This is a genomic window from Achromobacter veterisilvae (assembly GCF_900496975.1).
Taxonomy (GTDB): Bacteria; Pseudomonadota; Gammaproteobacteria; order Burkholderiales; family Burkholderiaceae_B; genus Achromobacter; species Achromobacter veterisilvae.
This window is the reverse complement of record NZ_UFQC01000006.1, coordinates 1-24663: the sequence shown is the minus strand read 5'-3', so window position 1 is coordinate 24663 and position 24663 is coordinate 1. Positions and strand designations below refer to the sequence as shown.

The 24663-nt window shown below is 67.2% G+C and carries 17 protein-coding genes and 1 pseudogene; 4 read left to right on the top strand and 14 right to left on the bottom strand.

Going from position 1 to position 24663, the window contains the following annotated elements; all coding sequences use genetic code 11:
- Positions 1–45: 45 nt before the first annotated feature.
- The 10 genes from AVE30378_RS06755 to aptA all read right to left on the bottom strand — a co-directional run bounded on the left by AVE30378_RS06755 (position 46) and on the right by aptA (position 14936).
- On the bottom strand, positions 46–2010 hold the full coding sequence (locus AVE30378_RS06755; protein ID WP_129240011.1) for a DUF945 family protein: 1965 nt from the start codon (positions 2008–2010) through the stop codon (positions 46–48).
- Positions 2011–2240: 230 nt separating this feature from the next.
- Positions 2241–3716 (bottom strand): M81 family metallopeptidase, encoded by a 1476-nt coding sequence (locus AVE30378_RS06750; RefSeq protein ID WP_129240010.1) that lies wholly within the window; start codon positions 3714–3716, stop codon positions 2241–2243.
- Positions 3717–3746: 30 nt separating this feature from the next.
- Positions 3747–5156: an amidase gene (locus AVE30378_RS06745; RefSeq protein WP_129240009.1), complete on the bottom strand. Its 1410-nt coding sequence runs from the start codon at positions 5154–5156 to the stop codon at positions 3747–3749.
- A 27-nt stretch (positions 5157–5183) separates the two neighbouring features.
- Entirely contained in the window at positions 5184–6875 is a 1692-nt protein-coding gene (locus AVE30378_RS06740; RefSeq protein ID WP_129240008.1) for an ABC transporter ATP-binding protein, read from the bottom strand.
- Positions 6876–6880: 5 nt separating this feature from the next.
- Positions 6881–7771, bottom strand: coding sequence for an ABC transporter permease (locus tag AVE30378_RS06735; RefSeq protein ID WP_129240007.1), 891 nt, complete (start codon positions 7769–7771; stop codon positions 6881–6883).
- A gap of 10 nt (positions 7772–7781) precedes the next feature.
- Positions 7782–8723: an ABC transporter permease gene (locus tag AVE30378_RS06730; RefSeq protein WP_129240006.1), complete on the bottom strand. Its 942-nt coding sequence runs from the start codon at positions 8721–8723 to the stop codon at positions 7782–7784.
- A 27-nt stretch (positions 8724–8750) separates the two neighbouring features.
- Positions 8751–10316 (bottom strand): ABC transporter substrate-binding protein, encoded by a 1566-nt coding sequence (locus tag AVE30378_RS06725; protein WP_129240005.1) that lies wholly within the window; start codon positions 10314–10316, stop codon positions 8751–8753.
- Between the two features lie 80 nt (positions 10317–10396).
- Positions 10397–11905 carry a M81 family metallopeptidase gene (locus tag AVE30378_RS06720; protein ID WP_129240004.1) on the bottom strand — a complete coding sequence of 503 codons (1509 nt, stop codon included), beginning with the start codon at positions 11903–11905 and terminating at the stop codon, positions 10397–10399.
- 218 nt (positions 11906–12123) lie between these two features.
- Complete coding sequence (locus AVE30378_RS06715; RefSeq protein ID WP_129240003.1) at positions 12124–13617, bottom strand: CoA-acylating methylmalonate-semialdehyde dehydrogenase; 1494 nt, start codon at positions 13615–13617, stop codon at positions 12124–12126.
- On the bottom strand, positions 13614–14936 hold the full coding sequence (aptA, locus tag AVE30378_RS06710; protein WP_165360110.1) for an omega-aminotransferase AptA: 1323 nt from the start codon (positions 14934–14936) through the stop codon (positions 13614–13616). The genes AVE30378_RS06715 and aptA overlap by 4 nt, the downstream gene beginning before the upstream one ends.
- A 161-nt stretch (positions 14937–15097) precedes the next feature.
- Between aptA and AVE30378_RS06705 the strand changes: the two genes are divergently transcribed.
- Positions 15098–16513 carry an aminotransferase-like domain-containing protein gene (locus AVE30378_RS06705; RefSeq protein ID WP_129240183.1) on the top strand — a complete coding sequence of 472 codons (1416 nt, stop codon included), beginning with the start codon at positions 15098–15100 and terminating at the stop codon, positions 16511–16513.
- 537 nt (positions 16514–17050) lie between these two features.
- On the opposite strand, the gene AVE30378_RS06695 is transcribed toward AVE30378_RS06705, so the two are convergent.
- The 4 genes from AVE30378_RS06695 to AVE30378_RS06680 form a co-directional block, all read right to left on the bottom strand.
- A complete protein-coding gene (locus AVE30378_RS06695) occupies positions 17051–17536 on the bottom strand; it encodes a dihydrofolate reductase (protein WP_129240002.1) in 486 nt (161 codons plus the stop codon).
- A gap of 78 nt (positions 17537–17614) precedes the next feature.
- Positions 17615–19678 carry a putative bifunctional diguanylate cyclase/phosphodiesterase gene (locus tag AVE30378_RS06690; protein WP_129240001.1) on the bottom strand — a complete coding sequence of 688 codons (2064 nt, stop codon included), beginning with the start codon at positions 19676–19678 and terminating at the stop codon, positions 17615–17617.
- A 438-nt stretch (positions 19679–20116) separates the two neighbouring features.
- The gene (locus AVE30378_RS06685; protein WP_129240000.1) at positions 20117–21088 is read right to left on the bottom strand and encodes a thymidylate synthase; all 972 of its coding nucleotides are present in this window, start codon (positions 21086–21088) and stop codon (positions 20117–20119) included.
- A gap of 6 nt (positions 21089–21094) precedes the next feature.
- The gene (locus AVE30378_RS06680; protein WP_129239999.1) at positions 21095–21538 is read right to left on the bottom strand and encodes an OsmC family protein; all 444 of its coding nucleotides are present in this window, start codon (positions 21536–21538) and stop codon (positions 21095–21097) included.
- A 123-nt stretch (positions 21539–21661) separates the two neighbouring features.
- Between AVE30378_RS06680 and coq7 the strand changes: the two genes are divergently transcribed.
- From coq7 to AVE30378_RS06665, 3 genes and pseudogenes are all read left to right on the top strand, one after another.
- Positions 21662–22339, top strand: coding sequence for a 2-polyprenyl-3-methyl-6-methoxy-1,4-benzoquinone monooxygenase (gene coq7 / locus AVE30378_RS06675; protein WP_129239998.1), 678 nt, complete (start codon positions 21662–21664; stop codon positions 22337–22339).
- A 766-nt stretch (positions 22340–23105) separates the two neighbouring features.
- Positions 23106–24212: an MraY family glycosyltransferase gene (locus AVE30378_RS06670; protein WP_129239997.1), complete on the top strand. Its 1107-nt coding sequence runs from the start codon at positions 23106–23108 to the stop codon at positions 24210–24212.
- 98 nt (positions 24213–24310) lie between these two features.
- Positions 24311–24663 (top strand): annotated as a pseudogene (locus AVE30378_RS06665) (Vi polysaccharide biosynthesis UDP-N-acetylglucosamine C-6 dehydrogenase TviB); the annotation flags it as partial.

The following is a 24663-nucleotide window of genomic DNA, read 5'->3' as shown; positions in this document are numbered from 1 at the left end:
CGCGAAGATCGGGGGATTTTTTTTGGTCTTGCGCCTTGCCGGGAGTTACTTTGCCGGCGCGGCCTTGCTGGCGGCGGAGAAGTCTTCCGCGATGCTGAAGAACGTGTTCAGCAGGATCTGCAGGTTTTCCTTGCCGATGCCGCCTTCCGAGTTCATGTCCATCTGCAGCACGGCCTGGTTCTTGTCGTCCAGGTAGGCGCGCGTCCAGCGGTATTCCTGGTTCCAGGCGTTGATGGCCTTGAGCGACATCGGCTTCTTGCCGCTGTAGGTGGCCGTCAGCACGAGGTCATGGCACTTTTCGGTGAAGTCGTTGCACAGGAGCTCGACGCGCAGGTCGCTGGCGCCCGTGTTGGCGGGCTCCAGGATCAGCACGGGGCCCGCTTCGCCGTCTTCCTTGCGGGGAGCGTACGACATGTCCGTCAGCATGGCGTTGACGGTGTCGAGGTCGAAGTCCTGCATCAGGTCGGCGGAAGCCGCGGTCGCGGCAGGCTCTTCCTGGTCCGGGTCCATGCCTTCGGGTTCGTCCTCGCCATCCATGCCGTCCATGCTGTCCAGGCCGGTCGCGCCCAGCAGGCCGGCGAACAGTTCATCGGCGGGGATCTTCGTGCCGTTCAGGTCGCCCATGCCGTCGGCGAAGTGGAACTTGCCGACGATGTTGTCGCCGTCGTTCTTGCCGACATTGAGCATTTCGGCCATGCCGGACAGCGAGCGCATCTGTTCGTCGGCTTCGGTGCCGGCCTTCTCGGCGTCCACGCCTTCCTTCTTCATGGCGTACTGCACCATCAGGTCGCGGACCATGGGTTTGGAGATGACCAGGGTGGCGTCGATCTGCTTGATGGCCTTGACCGCGATTTCCTGGGGCGTCAGATCCTTCACGTTGGGCGGATTGGCCAGGTCCAGCGCGAAGGTCAGCTTGCTTTCGCCCTTGGCGGTCTTCCAACTGATCGGATCGATGCTGAACGACGGATTGCCGTTGAGCAGCTTGCCGGCGTTGTCCAGCAGCGCGTCGAACTGTTCGTCCTTCAGGCCTTCGTCGCTGGCGCCCATCATGTACTGGCGCACGATCTGGTTGTAGGTGTCGGACAGTTGCTTGACGGCGCCGCCGTCCAGCTTCGCCAGCTTGACGACGGCCTGGCCGTTGCCCAGCGCCACGTCGTTCAGGGTGATGTCGCCGGTCTGGTAGGTGGCTTCGGCGTTGATGGTCTTGTCGTCTTCGCCCAGCTTGACGCCATAGCCCAGGTTGTCCAGCGAGACCTTGACGTCGGCGTCCGGCTTGGTGACGTCGATGCGCTTGATCTTGATGTTCGAGTCGCCGATGGACAGGCCGAACTTGCCCATCCGGCTGTTGACGTCCATCGTCAGGCCGGACATCGTCATCTTGATGGGGTCGTTCGACTTCGCGCCGTCCACCGACAGCGTCTCCATCAGGGCGTGCGCCGTGACGGCCTGCAGGCTGCGGTCGAACGTGCCGTTGACCGTCATGCCGCTGAAGTCGACCGCATTGCCCTCATGCGCGACCTTCACCGGGGCTATCCTGGTGGTGGAAGTGGCGAAGCCGCTGTAGCTGACGACGGCGTCGCCAGACAGCGGGGCCACGTCCTTGGTCAGTTCGAACAGTTCCTTGACGTTGTCCGTCTTGGCGATCTCGGTGTGGACGAAGGCCAGCTTGGGCGCGATCGCGCCGCGCGCCAGGGCGCTCTTGGGGAAGGGGCCGTGCTCGATGGAGGCGTCGAATTCGACCATGCCCGCGGGCATGCCGTCGGGGGTGTTGTCGCTCTTGACGAAGGACAGGCCGTAGCGCGCCTGGGTCGAGAACAGGCTCCGCTCGTATTTGAGCTGGTCGATGCGCAGGCCGAACAGCGGCGTGATCTTGGCCAGTTTCTCGTTGGCCTCGGCCAGGTGGCGCTGCGCGCTTTCCTCGATGCGCTTGCCGGTGTACCACGTGGCGCCTACCCAGCTTCCTGCTCCCACTATGACCACGCCGAGGGTGATCGCTACGCTCTTTTTCATCGTTTTGTTCGTGTCGTTGATTATCGAGTCATATCCGGTGGCCGCGGCGGCTTCTGCCGCGGGACGCCCTGGGGGCGGCCGTCATCGGGATACGCGCATTCATCGGCCTGTAAGGCCCGCGGCGAGTATACCGAGGCGGCAGGCCCCCCGGCCGTGCGTGCAGTTACAGAAAATGTCAAAATGAAAGCCGACGCATTTGCGCCGGCTTTTTCCCGGAGAAGGGCGCGTGCCTACAGCGGATCCAGCGGATAGACCGGGCGGCGCACGTTCTTGAATTCGAGCTGGCCGTAATCGGAGGTGGTGACTCCCACGCCCGTGCATTCGATGACTTCCGTCGCCATGCCGGAGAAGCCCGCGCGCCAATGGACCCGGCTCTTCAGCACCACATAGCGTTTTTGCAGCGGGTCGATGCCGGCCGACAGCAGGCAATTGACGTCGAAGGGTTCCTGGTGGCGCGACACCACCACGATTTCGACGCGGCCCGTGTCGATCACGACGGTCAGCCCGGTGTCGTTGCGCACGCCGCGGTACATGGGGCCGCGGTTCAGGTAGACGCCGTCGAACGCCAGTTTGACGCGGCCGGTGACTTCCAGCGGCTCGCTCGGCTCTTTGATGGCGGGCATGGCCATCTTGCCGCCCAGCTTGAGCGTGACGGTCCGGCCCACGCCGGCGGCCGCCGCTTCCTGCGCGGCCTGCGGGTCGCAGATCGCATAGAAGACGACATTGTCCAGTTCCTGGCGCAGCACTTCGGCCAGGACGGCGGTGGTGTCCATGGTGCCGCCCGACCCCGTGTTGTCGTAGTGGTCCAGCAGCACGACGGGGCCTTGCTCGATGGCCTTGGCGCGCGCGATGGTGGGCACCAGCGGCTGCGGGTGGAACACCCAGTCGGCGCGGCCCGTCCAGGCGCGGTCCAGCAGTTCGTCGCGGTACTGTTCGGCTTCGGCCTGCTTGCCGTCCGTACAGACGACGGCGCTCAGGCCGGCTTCGCGGATGTCGGCGTGGGGAAAGCCCACGAAGACCGAGGCGGCCAGCACGCCGCCGGCCTCCAGTTCCTTGCAGCGTTCCTGCAGGGGCTTGTTGGGCGCGGCATGGGTGCCCTGGCACATGATGTGGGGCAGCATGGGCTTGTTGGCCCAGGCCATGACGGGCTTGATCTCGCCCTTCAGGGTGCGCACGATCACGTTCGCGGCGCGCACGCCCGATTCGCGGATGTCCACGTGCGGATAGGTGTGGAAGCCGCTGATGACGGTGGCGTTCTTGACGATGTCGTCGTAGATGTTGGCGTGCATGTCCAGCGTGACCGCCACGGGTGTCGCGGGGTCGATCTCGCGCAGGCGGCGCAGCAGGTCGCCTTCGGCGTCGTCCACGCCCTGCGCGACCATGGCGCCGTGCAGGTCCAGCAGGATGGCGTCGAAGCCGCCGCGCTTGACCTCGTCCAGGATCAGCCCGCACAGCCGTTCATGCGTTTCGGGGCTGGCCGGGCCGCTGGGCCAGGACTCCGCGGCCACGGGCACGACCATCTCGGCGCCCTCGCGGCGCGCCACCTCGATGTAGCCGCCCAGGCCGCTGTCGGTGTTCTCGTAGGCCTTGATGGCGCGATCGCCGGCCAGGATTTCGGGATTGCCGCGGAAGAAACGTTCGAGCGGGGTCGGCACGGGCGAAAACGTGTTCGTCTCGTGCTTGATCATTGCCAGAAGCCAGCGCATGGGGGTTCCTGTGGGTTTGCCGTGGAAGGGTCAGGCCGCCTTGGGAGGCTGGGGCCAGGAGTGTTGCGCGGGGCGCATCCGTTCCCAGGCGCGCGCGATCCGCAGCACGCCCAGGTCGTCGAAGCGCGGGCCGGCGATCTGCAGGCCGATGGGCAGGCCCGCCTTCGTGTAGCCGCAGTTGACGGAGGCGGCGGGCTGCTCGCTCATGTTGAAAGGCAGGGTGAAGCCGATGTGGTGCATCGTGGTCGCAAGCTCGTTGGTGGGCGACGGCCATTCCGCGTTGTAGGCGACCACCGGGGCGACCGGCGACAGCACGTAGTCGTACGGCGCGCAGGCCGCGACCGTCCTGGCGCGCACGTTCACGGTTTCGTAGTAGCTGCGGAACACGGCCTCGCCGGATTGGCCGCCGCCGCTTTCCGCCCAGGCCCGGATGAAAGGCAGGATCTTGGCGCGGCGCGCTTCGGGCAGGGCGGCCAGGTCCAGCGCCGAGCGGGTGCGCCAGAAGCGGTCCACGCCGTCCAGCATGTCCGGGGTCATCCAGGGCTGCATGGGCGTCACGATGGCGCCCGAGGCCTCGAAGGCGCGCGCCGCGGCTTCCACCGCTTCGAGGATCTCGGGATCCACGGGCAGGCCGCAGCCCGCGTCCAGCAACAGGCCGATGCGCAGGCCGCGCACGTCGCGCTCCAGGTCCAGCCAGTCGAAGTCCTGGAAGGGCAGGCTCATGTGGTCGCGCGCGTCGGGCTGCGACAGCACGCCCATCATGAGCGCGGCGTCGGCGACCGTGCGGGTCATGGGACCGGCGCAGCGGCCCATGAACGGCGGGTCGATGGGAATGCGGCCCAGGCTGGGCTTGAGGGTGGCGATGCCGCACCACGCCGCCGGCAGCCGCACCGAACCGCCGATGTCGGTGCCGATGTGCAGGGGGCCGTAGCCCGCCGCGGCCGCGGCGCCCGCGCCGGCGCTGGAGCCGCCCGGGTTCTTGGACAGGTCCCAGGGGTTGCGCGTCAATTCGTGGAAGCTGGACAGGCCGGACGACAGCATGCCGTAGTCGGGCATGGTGGTCTTGCCCAGCAGCACGGCGCCCGCCTCGCGCATGCGGGCGGCGGGCGGCGCGTCCGCGGCGGCGGGCGTCAGGTCGGTCGCCGCCGTGCCCAGCGGCACGGGCACGCCGCGAGTGGCGATGTTTTCCTTGATGGTGGACGGCACGCCGTCCAGCGTGTGGCCCCCGGCCGACAGGGGTTCGCCCTTCATCCAGCGGGCCTCGGAGGCGCGGGCCATCGCCAGCGCGCCTTCCGGGTCCAGCGCATAGGTGGCCTTCAACTGCGGTTCCCAGCGCGCGATGTGCTCCAGCACGGAGCGGGTGGCTTCGACGGGCGACAGGGTCTTGTCGCGGTATGCCTGAAGCAGCTCGACGGCGGACAGTTCATGCGGTTGCGGCATTGCGGTTCCTGTATGCGGATCGTTGCGTCATTGCGCGGGGGCGGACGCCAGGCCGGCCGAGAGGGGCCGGAAGTTGCGGAAATCCCAGTCCCGTCCGGGCGCTGCGTCGATCAGGGCCCGGGTGTACTCGTGGCGCGGCTCGGTCAGCACGGTTTCGGCGGAGCCCGTTTCGACCACCTTGCCGCGCTGCATGACCATGATGGTGTCGCAGATCTGCGCGGCCACGCGCAGGTCGTGCGTGATGAACAGCACGCCCACGCCGGTGCGCTGGCGCACCTGTTCAAGCAGTTCCAGCACCTGCGCCTGCACCGATACGTCCAGCGCCGACACGGCCTCGTCGGCCACCAGGATCTCCGGATCCATGACCAGCGCGCGCGCGATGCAGATGCGCTGGCGCTGGCCGCCGGAGAACTGGTGCGGGTAGCGGCGCATCGCGTCCGGGCTCAGGCCCACCACGGCCAGGGTTTCGCCGGCGCGTTTCAAGGCCTTTTCTCGCGGAACGCCGAAGTTGAGCAGGCCCTCGATAATGGATTCGCCCACGGTGCGGCGCGGATTCAGCGAGCGGTAGGGGTCCTGGAACACGATCTGGATCCGGCGGCGCACGGGACGCAGCGCCGAGCCGGACAGGGTGCTGAGGTCTTCGCCGCCCATCATCATGTGGCCGGCGGTGGGTTCGATCAGGCGCACGATGCAGCGCGCCACGGTGGATTTGCCCGAGCCGGATTCGCCCACGATGCCCAGGATCTCGCCGCGGCGCAGGGTCAGGTTCACGTCGGCGGCCGCGATGATGTTGTGCGCGGCCTGGCGCGACAGCAGCGAGCCCTTGCCGGCGTAGGTGCGGCCCAGCCCCTTGACGTGCAGCACCGGCATGCCGGCGGGCGCCTCGCGGCGCGACGGCACCAGGCTGGGCACCGAAGACACCAGGCGGCGGGTGTAGGACTGCTTGGGCTCGGCCAGGATCTCGTTGCGGGTGCCGCTTTCGACCAGGTCGCCGCGGTTCATCACGACGATGCGGTCGGAGATCTCGGCCACGACGCCGAAGTCGTGGGTGATGAACAGCACCGCGGTCCGGTGCTTGACCTGGAGTTCCTTGATGAGCGCCAGGATCTGCTTCTGCGTGGTGACGTCCAGCGCGGTGGTGGGCTCGTCGGCGATGAGCAGCTTGGGTTCGAGGATCAGGGCCATCGCGATGACGATGCGCTGGCGCTGGCCGCCCGAGAGCTGGTGCGGATAGGAGTCGAAGATGCGCTCGACGTCCGGCAGGTGCACGGACCGGAACATGTCCAGCACCTTGGCGCGGCGCTCCGCGGCCGACATCTTCTTGCGGTGCAGGCGCAGCACTTCGTCGACCTGCTTGCCCACCGTATGCACGGGATTCAGCGCGGTCATGGGCTCCTGGAACACCATCGCCATGCGGGTGGCCCGCATTTCGCGCAGGCGGCGCTGTGTGGCGGTGACCACGTCTTCGCCTTCCACGCGGATCGAGCCGGCGCTGACGGCCAGCACGCCCGGCGGCAGCAGGCCCATGACGGCCAGGGACGTGACGGACTTGCCCGAGCCGGATTCCCCGACGACGCATACCGTTTCGCCGGCATGCACGTCCAGGCTGAGGTTGCGCACGACGCGGTTGCCCGGGCCGGCCACTTCCACCGACAGGTTGCGGATGGCCAGGATGGCGGACGAGGTGTCGCCCGCGGGAGGAGTGGGAGAGTAAGTCATCGGCATCAGATCCTGCGCACCATTTTGGGGTCCAGCGCGTCGCGCAGGGCGTCTCCCAGGATGTTCACGCTGAGCACGGTCAGCGACAGGAACAGGCCGGGAAAGAGAATCAACCCGGGCAGCATGCGGAAATACATGCGGCCTTCGGACATGATGTTGCCCCAGGAGGCGATCTCGGGAGGAATGCCCGCGCCCAGGAAGCTGAGGATGGCTTCGGTCAGCATGGCGGACGCGAAGACATAGGTGCCCTGCACGGTCAGCGGCGCGATCGTGCTGGGCACCATGTGGCGCCACAGCAGCAGCGGCAGCGGCGTGCCCAGGGCCAGCGCCGCTTCGACGTAGGGCTCGCCGCGCACGGTCAGGATCTGGCCGCGCACCAGCCGGACCACGCGCGGGATTTCCGGGATGGTGATGGCCACCAGCACGGTCGTGAGGCTGGCGCCGGTGACGGACACCAGGGCGATCGCCAGCAGGATGCCGGGGATCGCCATGATGGCGTCCATGGTGCGCATGATCAGGCCGTCCAGCGAGCGGAACCAGCCCGCGATCACGCCGACGACCAACCCGATGGCGACGCTGACGACCGCCGCGCCCAGGCCCGCGATGAGCGAGACGCGGGCGCCGTAGGCCACGCGCGACCAGACGTCGCGGCCGAAGGCATCCGTGCCGAACAGGTAGTCGGTGAAGGGCTGCTTCAGGCGGGCGCCGGGGTCGATGAAGGTGGGATCGACGGTGCCCAGCAGGGGCGCGAACAGCGCGACGACGACGATCGCCGCCAGCACCGCCAGCGCAAGCATGACCGGCCAGCTCTTGAGCCCCTGGCGGATTTGCCGCCAGGCCGTGACTTGGGGGTTGCCGCCTCCGGGGAGGTCGGCGGCGTCGGTTGGCGTTTGCATGGGTCGGCCCCTAGTATCTGATCCGCGGGTCGAACACCGTGTAGGCGCAATCGACAACCAGATTGATGAACACGTAGACGAACGCGAAGAACAGCGTCAGGCCCTGGATGACCGGATAGTCGCGGGCCAGCACGGCTTCCACCACCAGCCGGCCCAGGCCGGGGATGTTGAAGACCGATTCGGTCACGACGACGCCGCTGATCAGCAGCGCGATGCCCAGGCCCACGACGGTGGCGATGGGCACGGCGGCGTTGCGCAGGGCGTGTCCCAGCAGCACGCCGGTTTCGCCCAGGCCCTTGGAGCGGGCGGTGCGGATGAAGTCTTCCCCCATGACTTCGATCACGCTGGTGCGCGTGATGCGCGCGATCAGCGCGACATAGACGGTGGACAGGGCCAGGGACGGCAGGATGAGCCGGTGCAGGAACGGCCAGAAGCCGTTGGCCAGCGGCGCGTAGCCCTGCACGTTGAACCAGCCCAGCTTGATGGCGAATAGCCAGATGAGCAGGTAGCCCGTGACGAACACGGGCACCGAGAAGCCCAGCACCGAAAAGCCCATCACCGCGCGGTCCAGCAGCCTGCCCTGGCGCCATGCCGCGAGAATGCCCAGCGGGATGGCGACGAGCAGGGTGAAGACCAGGGTCAGGACGGCCAGGCCCAACGAAGGCTCCAGCCGCTGGCCGATCAGTTTCGTGACGGGCACGCCGGACATCAGCGAGGTGCCCAGGTCGCCTTGCAGGAGCTTGCCGCCCCAGATGAAGAACTGTTTGATGACCGGCTGGTCCAGGCCCATCGTCTGCCGTATCTGTTCGATACGTTCGGGCGTGGCGCCGTCGCCCGCCATGATGATGGCCGGATCCCCCGGGCTGAAACGCAATATCGCGAAGACCACCACCGCGACCATCACCAGAACGGGGATGGTCGCGAGGAGCCGGCGTGAGACAAATGCCAGCATGTAATTCCCCCTAACTGCTTGTGCCCGTCAAGGGGCTTTCTTGACGTTCCAGAACGCGAAGACCGGCGCGTGCACCAGGCCCGAGAGCTTGGTCGAGTAGACCGTGGGCACCGACATCTGGCCCAGCGGCACGTACAGGCCCTCGTCGATGCCGATGCGCTGCACTTCCTCGGCGATCTTCTTCTGTTCCGCGGGGTCGGAGGTCAGCGCCATCTTCGTGCGCAGTTCCTCGACCTGCGGGAAGTCGGGCCAGCCGAACCAGGCGTTGTCGCCGTTGGCGGCGGCCGGCGCGGAGCGGACCGGATCCATCACGTCCGTGGCGTACCAGTTGGTGTTGTGGATGTTCCAGCCGCCTTCCGCGGGCGCGGCCTTCGAGGCGCGGCGCGTGGCCACGCTCTGCCAGTCCATCGCCGCCAGGTTGACGTTGAATCCCGCCTTGCGCAGCGCCTGCGCCATCACGACCGGCTGCGCCGACAGCGTGCCCACGTCGGTCGCGTGCATGACCAGGATGGGCGTGTTGTCGTAGCCCGCTTCCTTCAGGAGGGCCTTCGCCTTGTCGATGTTGGACGGGACGACCACGTCCTTGCCGATGTCGGTTTCCAGCGGCGTGCCGCAGCCCCACAGCGACGCGCACGTCTTCCAGTACTTGGGATTGCCGACCAGCGCCTTCATTACGTCCTCCTGGCCGATCGCGTACATCGCGGCCTGGCGGATCTTCTTGTTGTTGAAGGGCGGGTACTTGAAGTTGAAGCGGTACATCGTGAAGTAGCCGACAGGGCTGAGCGACTCTTCCTTCAGGTCCTTGTTGCCTTCGATCATCGGCAGCAGGTCGTACGGGAACTGTTCGACGAAGTCGATCTCGCCGCCCAGCAGCGCATTGGCGGTGGTCAGGGCGTCGGGCATGACGTCCCATTCGACCTTGTCCACATTGACGACCTTGCCGCCGGCCAGGCCGCTCGCGGGCTCCTTGCGCGGCACGTAGTCGGCGTTCTTGACGTAGACCGTCTTCACGCCCGGCTTGAACTCGGTGACCTTGAACGGGCCCGAACCGGTCATGTCGGTGATGGGCTGGCCGATGGCCAGGTCCGCGATGCGCTTGGGCATCATGAACGGCGCGGTGCCGGTGGGCTTGGACAGGGCGCGCAGCGCCAGGTCGGTGGGCTCTTTCATGACGATGCGGAAGTTCTTGTCGTCGATGACTTCGATCTTGTCGGTGAACTTCAGCAGCGTGCGGCCCATGCCGTCGCCGGCGGCCCAGCGCTTGATCGAGGCCACGCAGTCTTCCGAGGTCACGGGCTTGCCGTCATGCCATTTCTGGCCGTCGCGCAGCGTCATGGTGTAGGTCTTGCCGTCGGGCGAGACTTCCCATTTTTCGAGCATCTGCGGCTGGATCTTGTTGTCGGCGTCGGTGGCCAGAAGGGTGTCGTAGATCATGTAGCCGTGCCACGTCGTGATGTACGCGGTGGTGGCGTGCGGATCGGTCAGGCGCAGAGGCGAGTGCATCACCGTCTTGATGACGGTCTCGGCATAGGCGCCGTGGGCCATCATGAGGGTGGCGCCGGCCAACGCGGCGGCTCGGACGAACTTCAGCATGAATCTTCCCCTTGGTGCGTAGTGAGCGGCGCGATGCGCCGCTGCGTCGTTAACCCGCCGCGAGTCGCGGCGCGCGAGGTTCAGGCAGTAGCCGACCGGCCGGGAAAGACCGGTCCGCAAGGCGCCATTCTGATGCCCGGGCGCAACCGTGTCCATGGTTGTTTTGCCGCATCCATCAGCATGGAACCGGGGGCCGCGCACACCAGGATCGTCTGCGCGATGGGGGAAAAATCCGCGCGGAAGTGCGCGGAACTCTTGACCGCCAGGATCGCCGCGCGCCGCGGTTCCACGCCCGCGAAACGGAACATTTCCTGGTCGGCCATCTGCACCTTGTTGGAGGCGACGATGATGCGCACTCCGCCGATGCGCAGGCAGGCGCTGGGGCCCAGGTCCATGTGGAATCCGCGGTAGAACGCGCCGTGCGTATCGAAACGCCCATCCGAAGTTTTCTCGACAATGAATTCGGTGTCCAGCGGTTCGTCGTCGGGAATACCCGAATGTCCACCCAATGCAATTCGAACTTTCTTGCCCGCGCCCGCGCGGTGGGCGGCCAGCGCGGCCGCCGGATCGACGATCAGGCCGATGGCGGCATCGCGCGCATCGTGCCGGATCAGGGCGCGCAGCAAGCCGGTGGTGTCCGAACTGCCGCCCGCGCCGGGGTTGTCCTGCGCATCGGCGATGACCACGGGCCTGCTGGCGTCCCGCGCCAGCCGCAAGGCTTCCTGCACGGCCTCGTCCGGCGTGTAGAGCCGGCCGCCGAAGTCGCGTTCCGCATCGAGCACGACGCGCGTCATTTCGTCGGCCGCGGCGTCGGCCTCGGCCTGGGTGGCGCCATAGGCCCACACCGTGGGCGCGCATTCGGGGAAGTCCGCCGCGGGAAAACCCGTGGCGAAGGACAGGCTGGCGGCGCCGCGCGCTTCGATGTCGCCGACCAGCCGGTACAGACTGCGCGACGGTTCGATGTCGGTGGACTGCCAGCACAGGGAGATCAGATCGGGCAGGGAGCGCAGCGCCACGCAGGGCCGCGGCATGCCCGCCAGCCGACGTTGCAGCAGTTCCGCGGCGCGCTGCCCGGTTTCGGCCATGTCGATGTGGGGATAGGTGCGGTAGCAGACCAGCGCGTCGGCGTGGCGCACCATGGCGCGCGTGACGTTGGCATGCAGGTCCAGGCTGGCCACGACCGGCACGTTCGGGCCCACCAGTTCGCGCACGCGCCTGAGCAATTCGCCTTCGCCGTCGTCCAGGTGCTCGGTCACCATGGCGCCGTGCAGGTCCAGGTAGACGCCGTCCAGCGGCGCGGCCTGGGCCAGGCCTTGCAGGATCATGGCGCTGATGCGTTCGAAGGCGTCCCGGGTGACCGGGCCCGAGGGGCTGGCCGCGGCCCAGGTGGTGGGCAGCAGCGTGTGCCGTCCCATGGCCTCGATGAAGCCCGCCACCGGAATGTTGGCGCCCGCGACCGCCTGGAACATCGCCGGTCCGCTGACCAGCCTGGGCCAGCCCCCGCCTTTCTCGGCGAAGTCCTCCCACGTGGCGCGCGACGGCGCGAACGTATTGGTCTCGTGCTGAAACCCGCCTATCCCGATGCGCATCGGATTCCCCTTATCGTTTTGATGTGAGGAAGGCGCGGCTACGCCGCGCCCGAGTCAGTTCTGAAGTGGCGCTGCCGTACCCCCAACCACGCATAAAACAGGCACAACGCCACAATCAGGCAAGGCCGTCCCCAAGCGGGGTCGCGCGGATCCGGCTCCGCCGGTCCGCAGCGACGCCCCCCTGGGGGGGAAGCGCGAAGCGCTTCGGGGGGGGACCCTCACTTAGCGACTGGCATGGTGAATTCCGCGCCCTTGGCGATGCTGTCCGGCCAGCGCTGCATCACGCTCTTGTAGCGCGAATAGAAGCGGATGCCTTCTTCGCCGTAGGCGTGGTGGTCGCCGAACAGCGAACGCTTCCAGCCGCCGAAGGAATGCCAGGCCATGGGCACGGGGATCGGCACGTTGATGCCGACCATGCCCACCTTGATCTGGCGGGCGAAGGCGCGCGCCACGCCGCCGTCGGAGGTGAAGCAGGCCACGCCGTTGCCGAATTCGTGGGCGTTGATCAGGTCCACCGCCGTGGCGAAGTCCGGCACGCGCACGATGCACAGCACCGGGCCGAAGATTTCTTCGCGGTAGATGTTCATGGACGGCTTGACGTTGTCGAACAAGGTGCCGCCCAGGAAGAAGCCGCGCTCGTTGCCGGACACCGTCAGGCCGCGCCCGTCCACCACCAGGTCGGCCCCGGCGGCGATGCCGTCCTCGATGTAGCCCATGACCTTGTTGCGATGCTGCGCGGTCACCAGCGGGCCCATTTCGGCGTCCGCCTGCATGCCGTCCTTGACGATCAGCGACTTTACGCGCGGGGTCAGCCGCTCGATCAGCTTGTCGGCCACGCCGCCCACCGCCACGGCCACCGAGATGGCCATGCAGCGCTCGCCCGCGGAACCGTAGGCCGCGCCCATCAGCGCGTCGGTGACTTGTTCGAGGTCCGCGTCGGGCATGACGACCAGGTGGTTCTTGGCGCCGCCCAGCGCCTGCACGCGCTTGCCGCGGCGGGTGCCTTCCGCGTAGATGTATTCGGCGATGGGCGTCGAGCCCACGAAGGACAGGCCTTCCACGTCCGGGTGCGCGATCAGCGCGTCCACGGCCTGCTTGTCGCCGTGCACGACGTTGAAGACGCCGGGGGGCAGGCCGGCCTCGGTCAGCAGTTCGGCCAGGCGCAGCGAGGCCGACGGGTCGCGTTCGGAGGGCTTGAGCACGAAGGTGTTGCCGCAGGCGATCGCCACGGGGAACATCCAGCACGGCACCATCATGGGGAAGTTGAACGGCGTGATGCCGGCCACGACGCCCAGGGCCTGGCGCATGCTCCAGTTGTCGATGCCGCCGCCGATCTGGTCGGAGTACTGGCCCTTGAGCAACTGCGGGATGCCGCAGGCGAATTCGACGATCTCGATGCCGCGGGTGACTTCGCCCTTGGCGTCGGAGAAGACCTTGCCGTGTTCGCGCGTGATCAGTTCGGCCAGTTCGTCCTGGTGCTTGTCCAGCAGCGCCTTGAAGTTGAACAGGACGCGGGCGCGCTTGAGCGCGGGGGTTTCGGACCAGGCCGGAAAGGCGGCGTTGGCGGCGGCCACGGCCAGCGCCACGTCCTCGTTGGACGCCAGCGGGATCGAGGAGGCGACTTCGCCGGTGGCGGGGTTGAAGCCCTCCGCGTAGCGGTTGCCGCTGCCGTCGTAACGCCGGCCGTTGATGAAATGGGGGATCGTCTTCATGCTACTTCCTTCAGGACCTTGCCGATCTGTTCGAAAATCTGTCCGATCTGGGCCTCGTCGATGATCAGCGGGGGCGAGACGGCGATGATGTCGCCGGTGTAGCGCACCATCAGGCCGCTGTCGAAGCACTTGTGGAAGACTTCCGCGGCGCGGGCGCCGGGCGCGCCGGCGCGCGTGGCCAGCTCGATGCCGCTGACCAGGCCCAGGTTGCGCACGTCGATGACGTGGGGCGCGCCCTTCAGGGAGTGGGCGGCTTCCTGGAAGGCGCCGGACAGCTTGCGGGCGCGGCCGAAGAGGTCTTCGCGGCGGTAGATGTCCAGGGTGGCCAGGATGGCGGCGGCCGCGAGCGGGTGCGCCGAATAGGTGTAGCCGTGGAAGAATTCGATGCCGCCGGCGGGGCCGTTGACGATGGCGTCGTGCACTTCGCGCTTGACGGCGACCGCGCCGGCGGGCACGGCCGCGTTGCTGACGCCCTTGGCCATGGCGATGATGTCCGGCGTCACGCCGAACAATTCCGAGGCCGTGGCGGCGCCCAGGCGGCCGTAGGCGGTGATGACTTCGTCGAAGATCAGCAGGATGCCGTGCTTGGAGGTGATTTCGCGCAGCTTTTCCAGGTAGCCCTTGGGCGGGATCAGCACGCCGGTCGAGCCGGCCATGGGCTCGACGATCACGGCGGCGATGGTGGAGGCATCGTGCAGGGCGATGATGCGCTCCAGTTCGTCGGCCAGTTGGGCGCCCCAGGCGGGCTGGCCCTTGGAGTAGGCGTTCTGCTCCAGGTTGTGCGTGTGTGGCAGGTGGTCCACGGCGGGCAGCAGCGCGCCGGAGAAGGTCTTGCGGTTGGCCGAGATACCGCCGACCGAGATGCCGCCGAAGCCCACGCCGTGGTAGCCGCGCTCGCGGCCGATCAGGCGGGTGCGCTGGCCCTCGCCGCGGGCGCGGTGATAGGCCAGGGCGATTTTCAGCGAGGTGTCGACGGACTCGGAGCCCGAGTTCGTGAAGAAGACGCGGTCCAGCCCCTGCGGCATCAGGCCGGCCACGGCGGTGGCGGCTTCGAAGGCCAGCGGATGGCCCAGTTGGAAGCCCGGCGCGTAATCCATGGTCCCCGCCTGGTTGGCGATCGCGGCGACGATTTCCTCGCGGCCGTGGCCGGCGTTGACGCACCACAGGCCGGCGGTGCCGTCCAGCACCTGGCGGCCGTCGGCCGAGGTGTAGTACATGCCTTTGGCCGTGGCCAGCATGCGCGGATGGGCCTTGAACTGCTTGTTGGCAGTGAAAGGCATCCAGAGATGGGACAGGTCGGGCAAGGCGGGGGCGTTCATGGCGGCTCCAGGGTCGGGACGGGCGCCGGGCCTGCGCGACGATCGCGCAGCCAGCGGCATGCAGACGATTCTGGTGCGTCCGGGAGGGAATGCAAATATACGATCCACGCAAATGCCGCTAACTGTATAGTTGTAAACAGCACAACTGTACAGATATGTCCGTGATCGATTTCCAGCCCGACCGCGCCCGGGGCCAGGGGCCGACCCTGGTCGAACAACTGGTCGCCGCCATCCTCCAGGCCATCGAGGCGCAGACGCTGCGCCCGGGCATGCCGCTGCCCTCGGTGCGCGAGTTCGCGCGCCAGTACGGCGTCAGCACCTTTACCGTGGCCAGCGCCTACAGCCGGCTCGTATCGCAGGGCTGGCTGGCGGCCCGGCCGGGCGCGGGCTACCGCGTCGCCACGCCGGACGCGCCGGCCCGCCCGCGCCAGCCGCTGTCCTGGGAGCCGCCGCGCCTGAATGCCGGGTGGCTGCTGTCGGACATCTTCGCGGACCATTCCATTCCCATCAAATCCGGCTGCGGCTGGCTGCCGGGCGAATGGCTGAACGAAGAAGGGCTGCACATGGCCCTGCGCCACATGGGGCGGGTGCCGGCCATGCGCATCGCGAACTACGGGCATCCCTACGGCTATGCGCCGCTGCGCGAGACCATCGCGGCCAGCCTGGGCGCGCAGGGCATGGAGGTCGAGGCCTCGCAGGTGCTGCTGACCCAGGGCGTGACCCACGGACTGGACATGGTGATCCGCACGCTGCTGCGGCCGGGCGACACCGTGGTGGTGGAGCAGCCGGCCTACGCCAACCTGTTGCAGATGCTGCGGTTGGCGGGCTTGCGGGCGGTGGCCGTGCCGCGCACGGTGGACGGGCTGGATTGCGACGCGCTGGACGCCGCGGTGGCCCGGCACCGGCCTCGTGCGCTGTTCGTCAATACCGCCTTGCAGAATCCGTCGGGCGCCAGCATCGGCATGGCCAACGCGTTCCGCATCCTGCAGGCGGCCGAGCGCCATGGGCTGTGGGTGATCGAGGACGACATATCGCGCGAACTGGCGCCCGGGGTGACGCCGATGCTCGCCGCCCTGGACGGCGCGCGGCGCGTGGTCTACCTGGGCGGCTATTCCAAGGTCATCAGCCCGTCGGTGCGGGTGGGCTACGTGGTGGCGCACCGCGACCTCGTCCGCGATATCGCGCGCACCAAGATGGCGGTGGGCCTGACTTCGCCGGAGATCATGGAGCGCATCGTGCACCAGGTCATCCGGGAAGGGCGCTACGGGGCCCACATCGCCCGCACCCGCGAAAGGCTGGCCGAGGCCCACGCCGGCGTGGGCCGGCTGATGGCGCAGCACGGCTTCGAGATCTACGGGCGGCCGCAGGGCGGCCTGTTCCTGTGGGCCAAGGTGGGCGGGCAATGGCGCGAACGCGGCGCCAACGGCCTGGCCGAGCTGGCGCTGAAGGACGGCATCTGGCTGGCCCCCGGCTCCTATTTCGAGGCGGACGAAGCCGACACGCCCTGGATACGCTTCAACGTGGCCTATTCGGAAGCGCCGGAGCTCTGGCGCTTCATGCGCAACGCGGGGGCGTAGGATGGGTGGAGCGCGAGAGTTCTTAAGCTAGAAAACTGCTATCCAGCGCGCGAAACCCATGCGGCCGTGGGCAGATTGTGCCTGGCATCGGCCGGAAAACAATCGATTGCGGCCGCATGGGTTTCGCGCGCTGGGCAGTTGCGTTCTTGCGTCGATGGTCTCGCGCTTTACCCATCCTACGGACGTTCGTACGTGACGAAGTCGTAGTCGTAGCCGTTTTCCGCGGGCTGGGGTTCGCGCGCCGTTTCCTTCCATCTCCTATTTCGAGGCGGACGAAGCCGACACGCCCTGGATACGCTTCAACGTGGCCTATTCGGAAGCGCCGGAGCTCTGGCGCTTCATGCGCAACGCGGGGGCGTAGGATGGGTGGAGCGCGAGAGTTCTTAAGCTAGAACACTGCTATCCAGCGCGCGAAACCCATGCGGCCGTGGGCAGATTGTGCCTGGCATCGGCCGGAAAACAATCGATTGCGGCCGCATGGGTTTCGCGCGCTGGGCAATTGCGTTCTTGTGTCGATGGTCTCGCGCTTTACCCATCCTACGGACGTTCGTACGTGACGAAGTCGTAGTCGTAGCCGTTTTCCGCGGGCTGGGGTTCGCGCGCCGTTTCCTTCCATTGGAAGGACGGCAGCAGCGGGAAGAAGGCGTCGCCCTCGACCTCGGCGTGGACTTCGGTGGCCAGCACGCGTTGCGCCAGCGGCAAGGCCTGCGCGTAGATCTGCGCGCCGCCGATCACGAAGGCTTCGGCCACGTCGCCGCAGGCGTCGATGGCGGCTTCCAGCGAGGGGACGAGGATGGCGCCTTCGGCGCTGAATCCCGGGTTGCGGCTGATCACGATATTGCTGCGGCCGGGCAGGGGACGGCCCAGGGAGTCCCAGGTCTTGCGGCCCATGATGATGGGGCTGCCCAGCGTGCTGCGCTTGAAGTGCGCCAGGTCGCCTGGCAGTTTCCAGGGCAGGGCGTTGTCGCGCCCGATGGCGCGGTTGGTGGAGTAGGCGACGATCAGGGTGAGGCTGGCGGACATGCGGATGGGCGGTGTAGGAGGTTCGTTCGGACACGCCTAGCGTAGCAAATTTGCGCGGCCCGGCGCCGCGCCCGCGCCTCAGTCCGCGGCGTGTTCCAGGAATTCGGTGGCGGGCATGGGCTTGCCCAGCAGGAAGCCTTGCAGGGAATCGCAGCCCAGGCCGGTCAGGAATTTCTGCTGCGCGGCCGTTTCGACGCCTTCGGCCACGATGCGCAGATTGAGCTGCTGCGCCAGCGCGACGATGGCCGACACGATGGCGGCGTCCTCGTTGTCGTTTTCCAGTTGGTTCACGAAGCCCCGGTCGATTTTCAGTTCGGTCGCGGGCAGGCGTTTCAGGTAGAGCAGGCTGGAATAGCCGGTGCCGAAGTCGTCGATGGAGATCGTCACGCCCAGGGTGGACAGGCGCTTGAGCACGGCCAGGCTGGCTTCTGCGTCGCGCATGGCGGTGGATTCCGTCACCTCCAGGGTCAGGCAGGCCGGCGGCACGTCGTGCCGCAGCAGGGCGGTGCGCACCGTTTCCACCAGGCTGGCATGGGCGAATTGCAGCGCCGAAATATTGACGGCGATGGTCCAATGGCCCTGGCCGGCGTCGATCCATTCCCGCATCTGGCGGCAGGCTTCGTTGATGACCCATTCCCCGATGGACAGGATCAGGCCGGTCTTCTCGGCGGTGGGGATGAACTGGTCCGGGCCGACCAGGCCGCGGGTGGGGTGGTTCCAGCGCAGCAGCGCCTCGGCGCCGACGATGGGGCCGGCGGGCGCTTCGTACTTGGGCTGGTAGTGCAGGACGAACTGGTCGCGCTCCTGGGCCAGGCGCAGGTCGTGCAGCAGTTCGATCTGCTCGTGCGCGTCCGCGTTCATGGACGGCTCGAAGAAACTGTACCCGGTGCCGCCCAGACGCTTGGCGTGGTACATCGCGGCGTCGGCATTGGTCAGCAGGGAGTGGGTGTCTTCGCCATCGTTCGGGTAGATGGCGATGCCGACGCTGGAGGTCACCAGCACTTCGTGCCCGTAGACCATGACCGGGCGGGCGATGGCGTCGACCAGGCGGTCGGCCACGTTGGCGGCGTCGGTGGGTTCGATCACTTCGCTGAGCACGATGAACTCGTCTCCGCCCAGGCGGGCGACCGTGTCCTGGGTGCGCAGCGTCTGGCGGATGCGCTGCGCCAGGTCGATCAGCAGGGCGTCGCCCGTGTGGTGCCCATAGGCGTCGTTGACCGCCTTGAAGCCGTCCAGGTCGAAGAACAGGACCGCGAAATAGCCGTGGCGCCGGCTGGCGCTTTCGATGGCCTGCTCCATCCGGTCTTCCAGCAGGATGCGGTTGGGCAGCTTGGTCAGGGTGTCGTGCAGCGCCAGTTGCACCAGCTCTTCGTTGGCCTCGGCCAGCGAAGAGGCGAGGGCCGAGGTGCGCGCCTCCAGCCGGTTGTCCAGCACCGCGACCAGCAAGGCGATGGCGAGCACGCTCAAGGTCACGGCGGTGACGGCGATGGCCAGCCAGCCGGCCGAGATGCCGCCGTCGGCCGCCATGCAGATGCTGCCCTCCGGGAAGCCGGCGGCTTCCATGCCGGTGTAGTGCATGCCCACGATGGCGACGCCCATGATCACCGCCGCCAGAGGGCGCGACAGGGCCACGCGGGGGCCGTCCTGGCGCAGCCGGTAGGTGATCCACAGCGCCGCGCCGGACGCGGCCACGGCGATGAGGACGGACAGCGCGAACCAGGCCGTGTCGTAGTGGATGCCGGGCGCCATGCGCATTGCGCCCATGCCGACGTAATGCATCGCCGCGATGCCGGCGCCCATCAGCAGGGCGCCGACCGCCAGCCGCCGGCCGGGCAGTTCGTCCTTGCTCACGATCCACAGCGCGAATGCGGAGCAGCCGATCGCGATGCCCAGCGACAGGATGGTCAGGGGCAGGTCGTAGCCCATGGGGATGGGCAGGCTGAAGGCCAGCATGCCCACGAAATGCATGGACCAGATGCCGACGCCCATCGCGAAGGCGCCGCCCGCCAGCCAATAGCGCGCGGCGGGCAGCCCGTTCGCGGCCCTGACGCGGTTGGCCATGCCCAGCGCTGTGTACGACGCCAGGATGGCGACCCCTAAAGATACGAGGACGAGCGAAGGGTTATAAGTTCCAACGAGCATTTGTGGGGTCCTGTCCTTAGCGCATACAGCCGCCGCGCGGGCTTCAACTCAATTCAATTGGTAGTCAACAGTTGCAATTCGATCGCAGGGCAAATCCTGCTGCCGAGTTTGGCGATTCGCGTACTCTCTGGTCGGGAAGGGGAAGGCGGCTGGGCGACGCCGGCGGTCGGCGCTGCCGGGCGGATTGCCCGGGTGCGCGGCGAGCGACGGGCATGGCGCGGCATGGGCCGGTCGGAAGCAACGGCGCGCGACGCATGCTGGACGCGCGTCCGTGGCTAAGGGATGGGTTATACCGAAATCGCGCTTCCAGAAGCTCACCAATCTTCACCAGAGAGGCCAGGCGGGGGGCGCGGCGGGGGTCCCGCCCCGGGCTGGCGCCCGGGGCATCGGCCGCCCGATCCGTTCCGAAGGGCCGCGGCGGCGCGGCCCGGCGAGAGACTACACGGCCATCGCCGCCGTCAGCGGGGCGTGGTGCCGGTAGCCGGACAGCGAGAAGTCCGACGGTTCCACTTTTTCCAGCCATTCGGGCTCGTAGCGCCCGGTGGCGGCGAAATCGGGGATGCGGTCCGACAAGACCAGCCGGGGCGCTTCGTAGGGTTCGCGCGTCAGTTGTTCGCGCAGCATCGGCAGATGGTTTTCGTAGATATGGGCGTCGCCGATGAAGTAGGAGAACCAGCGCGGCGTGTAGCCCGTCAGGCGGCCGACCAGGTGCAGCAGCGCGGCGCCTTCGGTCAGGTTGAACGGCGTGCCCAGGCCCACGTCGTTGGACCGGATGTACAGGCACAGGGAAATTTCGCGGGTCGTCGCGTTCGGCAGGAACTGGTACAGCAGGTGGCAGGGCGGCAGCGCCATTTCCTCGATCTGCGCCCAGTTCCAGCCGTGGAACAGGATGCGGCGGTCGCCGGGGCGCTCGTGGATGGTGTCCAGGCATTGCCGCAACTGGTCCACCGCCTTGTACAGCAGCACCTTGGGCTGGCCGCCTTCTTCCAGGTCGGCCACCTTGGCGTAACCGCGCGACAGGGCATCGGCGATCTGGGCGCCGCGGCCGGCGTCCAGCACCTTGTAGGCCGGCCATTGGCGCCATTGCACGCCGTACACCGGACCGAGGTCGTCGGCGCCTTCACGGTACGGGTTGGCCAGCCACTGGCTGTTCTCGTTGGCGTTCTGGTCCCAGACCTTGCAGCCGAGTTCGCGGAATTCCGCCGCGCTGCGGGACGCGCGCATGAACCCGACCATTTCGCCGATGGCGGACTTGAACGCCAGTTTCTTGGTGGTCACCGCCGGGAAGCCTTGTTGCAGGTCGAAGCGCAACGAGGCGCCGGGCATGCTCAGGGTGCGGATGCCGGTGCGGTTTTCCTGCCACGCGCCGGTGTCCAGGATGGTTTGAACGAGGTCCAGGTATTGTTTCATGGCGGTTCAGGCGGCGGCGGGGGTTTCCTGCGTGTCGACGATATCGACCGAGAACGTCAGCGCCGCCGTCTTTTCCAGCATGGCCGAGGCCGAGCAGTACTTTTCGTGCGAGAGCTGCACGGCGCGCTCGACCGCGGCGCGCGGCAGGTTCCGGCCGGTGACGGTGAAGGCGAAATGGATGCGCGTGAAGACCTTGGGGTCGCTGTCGGCGCGGTCGGCCTGCAGCTTGACGCTGCAGCCGCTGACCGCGTGGCGGCCGCGCTTGAGGATCAGCACCACGTCGTACGCGGTGCAGCCGCCGGTGCCGGCCAGCAGCATTTCCATCGGGCGGGGGGCCAGATTGTGGCCGCCGCCGTCCACGGCGCCGTCCATGACGGCCACGTGGCCGCTGCCGGTGCTGGCGGTGAAGAGCATGCCGTTCGGGCCGCCCCAGTCGATCGTGCATTCCATGTTGTCGTGTCCTTGAGCTTGAGCGCAGTCAATGGTCGATGATACCTGTTGCGTACAATTCCAGGCACGAGAACCCCGCCCCGCATCAGGGGTGTGGGCGTCTGCCTTGCCGAGGAGTCGCTTATGTCCACCGCCCTGTCTAGAACCGGCCCTGTTTCCTTCCTGCGCCGCACCAATCCCCTGGACGCCCTGCTGGCCGAAGCGGACCGCGCGCTGCGGGTATTGAGCGGCAGCGCCACCGCCGGCCGGCCCTATCCGGCCACGGCCGACGAAGCGCCCCAGGCCCTGTCGGCGCAGGAGAAGCGCCACGCGGCGGGGCTGATGCGCGTCAACCACGTCGGGGAAGTCTGCGCCCAGGCGCTGTATCGCGGCCAGGCATCGGTCTGCCGCGAACCCGGACCCCGGGCGCTGCTGCTGAATGCCGCGTCCGAGGAAGTGGACCACCTGGTCTGGTGCAACCAGCGCCTGGCCGAACTCGGCAGCCGCGCCAGCCTGTTGAATCCGATCTGGTACGCCGGCTCGTTCGCGCTGGGCGTGCTGGCCAGCTATGCGGGCGTGCCCCGCAACCTGGGGTTCATGGCCGAAACCGAAAAACAGGTGGAAGCCCACCTCGAAAGCCACTTGCGCACCTTGCCGGTGCAGGACGAACGTTCCCGCCAGATCGTCCAGAAGATGAAGGAAGACGAGGCGCAGCACCGCGCCAGCGCGGAGGCGGCGGGGGGCGTGCCCCTGTCCCTGCCCGTGAGAACGGCCATGAAGGCCATGTCCAAGGTCATGACGACCACGGCCTACCGGATCTGAGGCCGCCGGCCGCGAAATGTTGCAATGCGCAAAAAAGCTGCATCCTGGTGCCATGGCGCACCGGAATGGTGCAAAAAGTTTCGCGGGATTACCCGATGGGATCTAGGGTTAGTCCGAAACGGGTTTACCCATTCGGCAAAAACCCTTTTTTGGGCAAGGCCATTGATTGGCGCGGCTTTCCAGGGAGAGGGCGGCGGTTGTGCGGCAAAAACGCAACGGAAAAAAAAGCCTGGGCGGCAGCCTAAAAAAAATCTTGCATCGCACAAAAAACATCGGTACTATTCACTCATTGGATGTTGAAACGCAGTCGGCGCGGTGCAAAACCCCGGCAGCGCAGCGAGCAGAAGCCCAGCTCCCAACATGCCACGGTTGTCTCCTCCACCCTCCTCCTTTGGTGGATTTAGCCCGAGATCTCACGATCTCGGGCTTTTTTTTGTCCGGAAGTGGTGCGTCCCTGTTTGATTGGAAAAATTTCCCCCTCACAAGGGGCGGCGGCGGTTTCCGCCCAGGGCGATCCCCGCGTTTTCCCTTGGATATTTCGGGTGCGCCTGGGCGGAAAGCTCTACAATCGCTCTATGAAATCCGTATTTCCGCGCGTCCGCGGTTCAGCCGCAGCGGCCCGTCCCGGCCAGCGGCCCGGGGCGCGCCACGGGGCGTTACGTTCTGTGCCGGTGAATTGCACTTCCTTATTCCTCCCATATATGGGCGTTACACCTGCCTCCGATAATGGCGGGCCTGTCTCGATAGACCAACCAGAGGTGATTCTGTGACCTGGCTGTACATCTGCGTGGTCGCATTCATGGTGGGGGGACTCATCGTGGCGTCGGAGCGCTGGCATGGCGCTTTCACTGGCGATAGCGATCTCAACAAACCGCAAGCCAACCATTCCCGGGCCACGCCCCGGGTCGGCGGCTTGGCGGTGCTCGCGGGCACGCTGGCCGGCCTGCTGGTGCTCGGCCCCAGCAACATGACGCTCACCTGGCTGTGGCCCGCGCTGTTCGTCGCGGCGCTGCCCGTTTTCGTGGCCGGCCTGCTCGAGGACATCACCAAGGACATCGGCGCCAGCAAGCGCCTGCTGGCCGCCTTCCTGTCGGCGGCGATCGCCTGGTGGCTGCTGGGCGGCGTCAGCCGCGTCGGCATGGCGCCGGTGGACTACGTGCTGTCGTTCTGGCCGGTGTCGCTGCTGTTCACCATGTTCGCGGTGGGCGGCTGTACCCATGCGCTGAATATCGTGGATGGCATGAACGGCCTGGCCGGCATGGTCGCCACCTTGATGGCGGTATCCATCAGCCTGGTGGCGCTGCAGGTGGGCGACGTGCCGATCTTCCTGGTGGCCGCGGCCCTGGCGTCGGCGACGCTGGGCTTCCTGGTCTGGAATTTCCCGTTCGGACGCGTGTTCCTGGGCGATGGCGGCGCGTATTTCCTGGGCTTCATGCTGGCGGAACTGGCCGTTCTGCTGGTGGTGCGCAATCCTTCGGTGTCGCCGTTCTACGCGCTGGCCGTGCTGTTCTACCCCGTATTCGAAACCGGCTTCTCGATCTGGCGCCGCCGCTTCAAGCGCGGCGTTCCGGTGGACCAGCCGGATGCCCTGCACCTGCACCAACTGGTGTTCCGCCGGCTGGTCCGCGTCACGTTCAGCCGCGGCCGCCGCCACGCCGTGCCGGCGCTGTGCAATGCGCTGGCGTCGCCGTACATGTGGGTGCTGGCCTTGATCGGACTGGTGCCGGCCACCATCTGGTGGGACAACCCCTGGGCGCTGAGCGCCAGCCTGGTGGTGTTCGCCAGCGTCTACATCTGGCTCTACGCGCGCCTGGTATCGTGGCGCCGCCCTGGCTGGCTGCTGCTGCCTTCGGTCTTGCGGACCACCGATTAGTGTTGAACGCCTCGGCGTTCTCCGCCGAGGCTCCGTTATCTGTCTATTACCCGACCATATTTAAAATGCCGTAATCGTTCTACGGTGAAGGGAGAGTTATGTTGCGAATCCAGGATGTGAAACTCGCTGTCGTCGGCCTGGGCTATGTGGGCTTGCCGCTGGCCGTGGAGTTCGGCAAGAAGCGTCCGGTCATCGGCTTCGATATCAATACGCGCCGCATCGAGGCGCTGAAGGCGGGCCACGACCATACGCTCGAAGTCAGCGACGCCGAACTGGCCGAAGCCGCCCAACTGACGTACACCGCCGACCGCGCGGAGCTGGGCCAGGCCAACGTGTTCATCGTGACCGTGCCGACTCCCATCGACGAGTACAAGCAGCCGGACCTGACCCCGCTGGTCAAGGCCAGCGAAACCATCGGCGCGGTGCTCAAGCGCGGCGACATCGTCATCTA

Bases quoted from the DNA above. Each gene is read 5' to 3' on its own strand.
- AVE30378_RS06755 (WP_129240011.1), bottom strand. From the start codon at position 2,010: ATGAAAAAGAGCGTAGCGATCACCCTCGGCGTGGTCATAGTGGGAGCA.
- AVE30378_RS06750 (WP_129240010.1), bottom strand. From the start codon at position 3,716: ATGCGCTGGCTTCTGGCAATGATCAAGCACGAGACGAACACGTTTTCG.
- AVE30378_RS06745 (WP_129240009.1), bottom strand. From the start codon at position 5,156: ATGCCGCAACCGCATGAACTGTCCGCCGTCGAGCTGCTTCAGGCATAC.
- AVE30378_RS06740 (WP_129240008.1), bottom strand. From the start codon at position 6,875: ATGACTTACTCTCCCACTCCTCCCGCGGGCGACACCTCGTCCGCCATC.
- AVE30378_RS06735 (WP_129240007.1), bottom strand. From the start codon at position 7,771: ATGCAAACGCCAACCGACGCCGCCGACCTCCCCGGAGGCGGCAACCCC.
- AVE30378_RS06730 (WP_129240006.1), bottom strand. From the start codon at position 8,723: ATGCTGGCATTTGTCTCACGCCGGCTCCTCGCGACCATCCCCGTTCTG.
- AVE30378_RS06725 (WP_129240005.1), bottom strand. From the start codon at position 10,316: ATGCTGAAGTTCGTCCGAGCCGCCGCGTTGGCCGGCGCCACCCTCATG.
- AVE30378_RS06720 (WP_129240004.1), bottom strand. From the start codon at position 11,905: ATGCGCATCGGGATAGGCGGGTTTCAGCACGAGACCAATACGTTCGCG.
- AVE30378_RS06715 (WP_129240003.1), bottom strand. From the start codon at position 13,617: ATGAAGACGATCCCCCATTTCATCAACGGCCGGCGTTACGACGGCAGC.
- aptA (WP_165360110.1), bottom strand. From the start codon at position 14,936: ATGAACGCCCCCGCCTTGCCCGACCTGTCCCATCTCTGGATGCCTTTC.
- AVE30378_RS06695 (WP_129240002.1), bottom strand. From the start codon at position 17,536: ATGTCCGCCAGCCTCACCCTGATCGTCGCCTACTCCACCAACCGCGCC.
- AVE30378_RS06690 (WP_129240001.1), bottom strand. From the start codon at position 19,678: ATGCTCGTTGGAACTTATAACCCTTCGCTCGTCCTCGTATCTTTAGGG.
- AVE30378_RS06685 (WP_129240000.1), bottom strand. From the start codon at position 21,088: ATGAAACAATACCTGGACCTCGTTCAAACCATCCTGGACACCGGCGCG.
- AVE30378_RS06680 (WP_129239999.1), bottom strand. From the start codon at position 21,538: ATGGAATGCACGATCGACTGGGGCGGCCCGAACGGCATGCTCTTCACC.
- coq7 (WP_129239998.1), top strand. From the start codon at position 21,662: ATGTCCACCGCCCTGTCTAGAACCGGCCCTGTTTCCTTCCTGCGCCGC.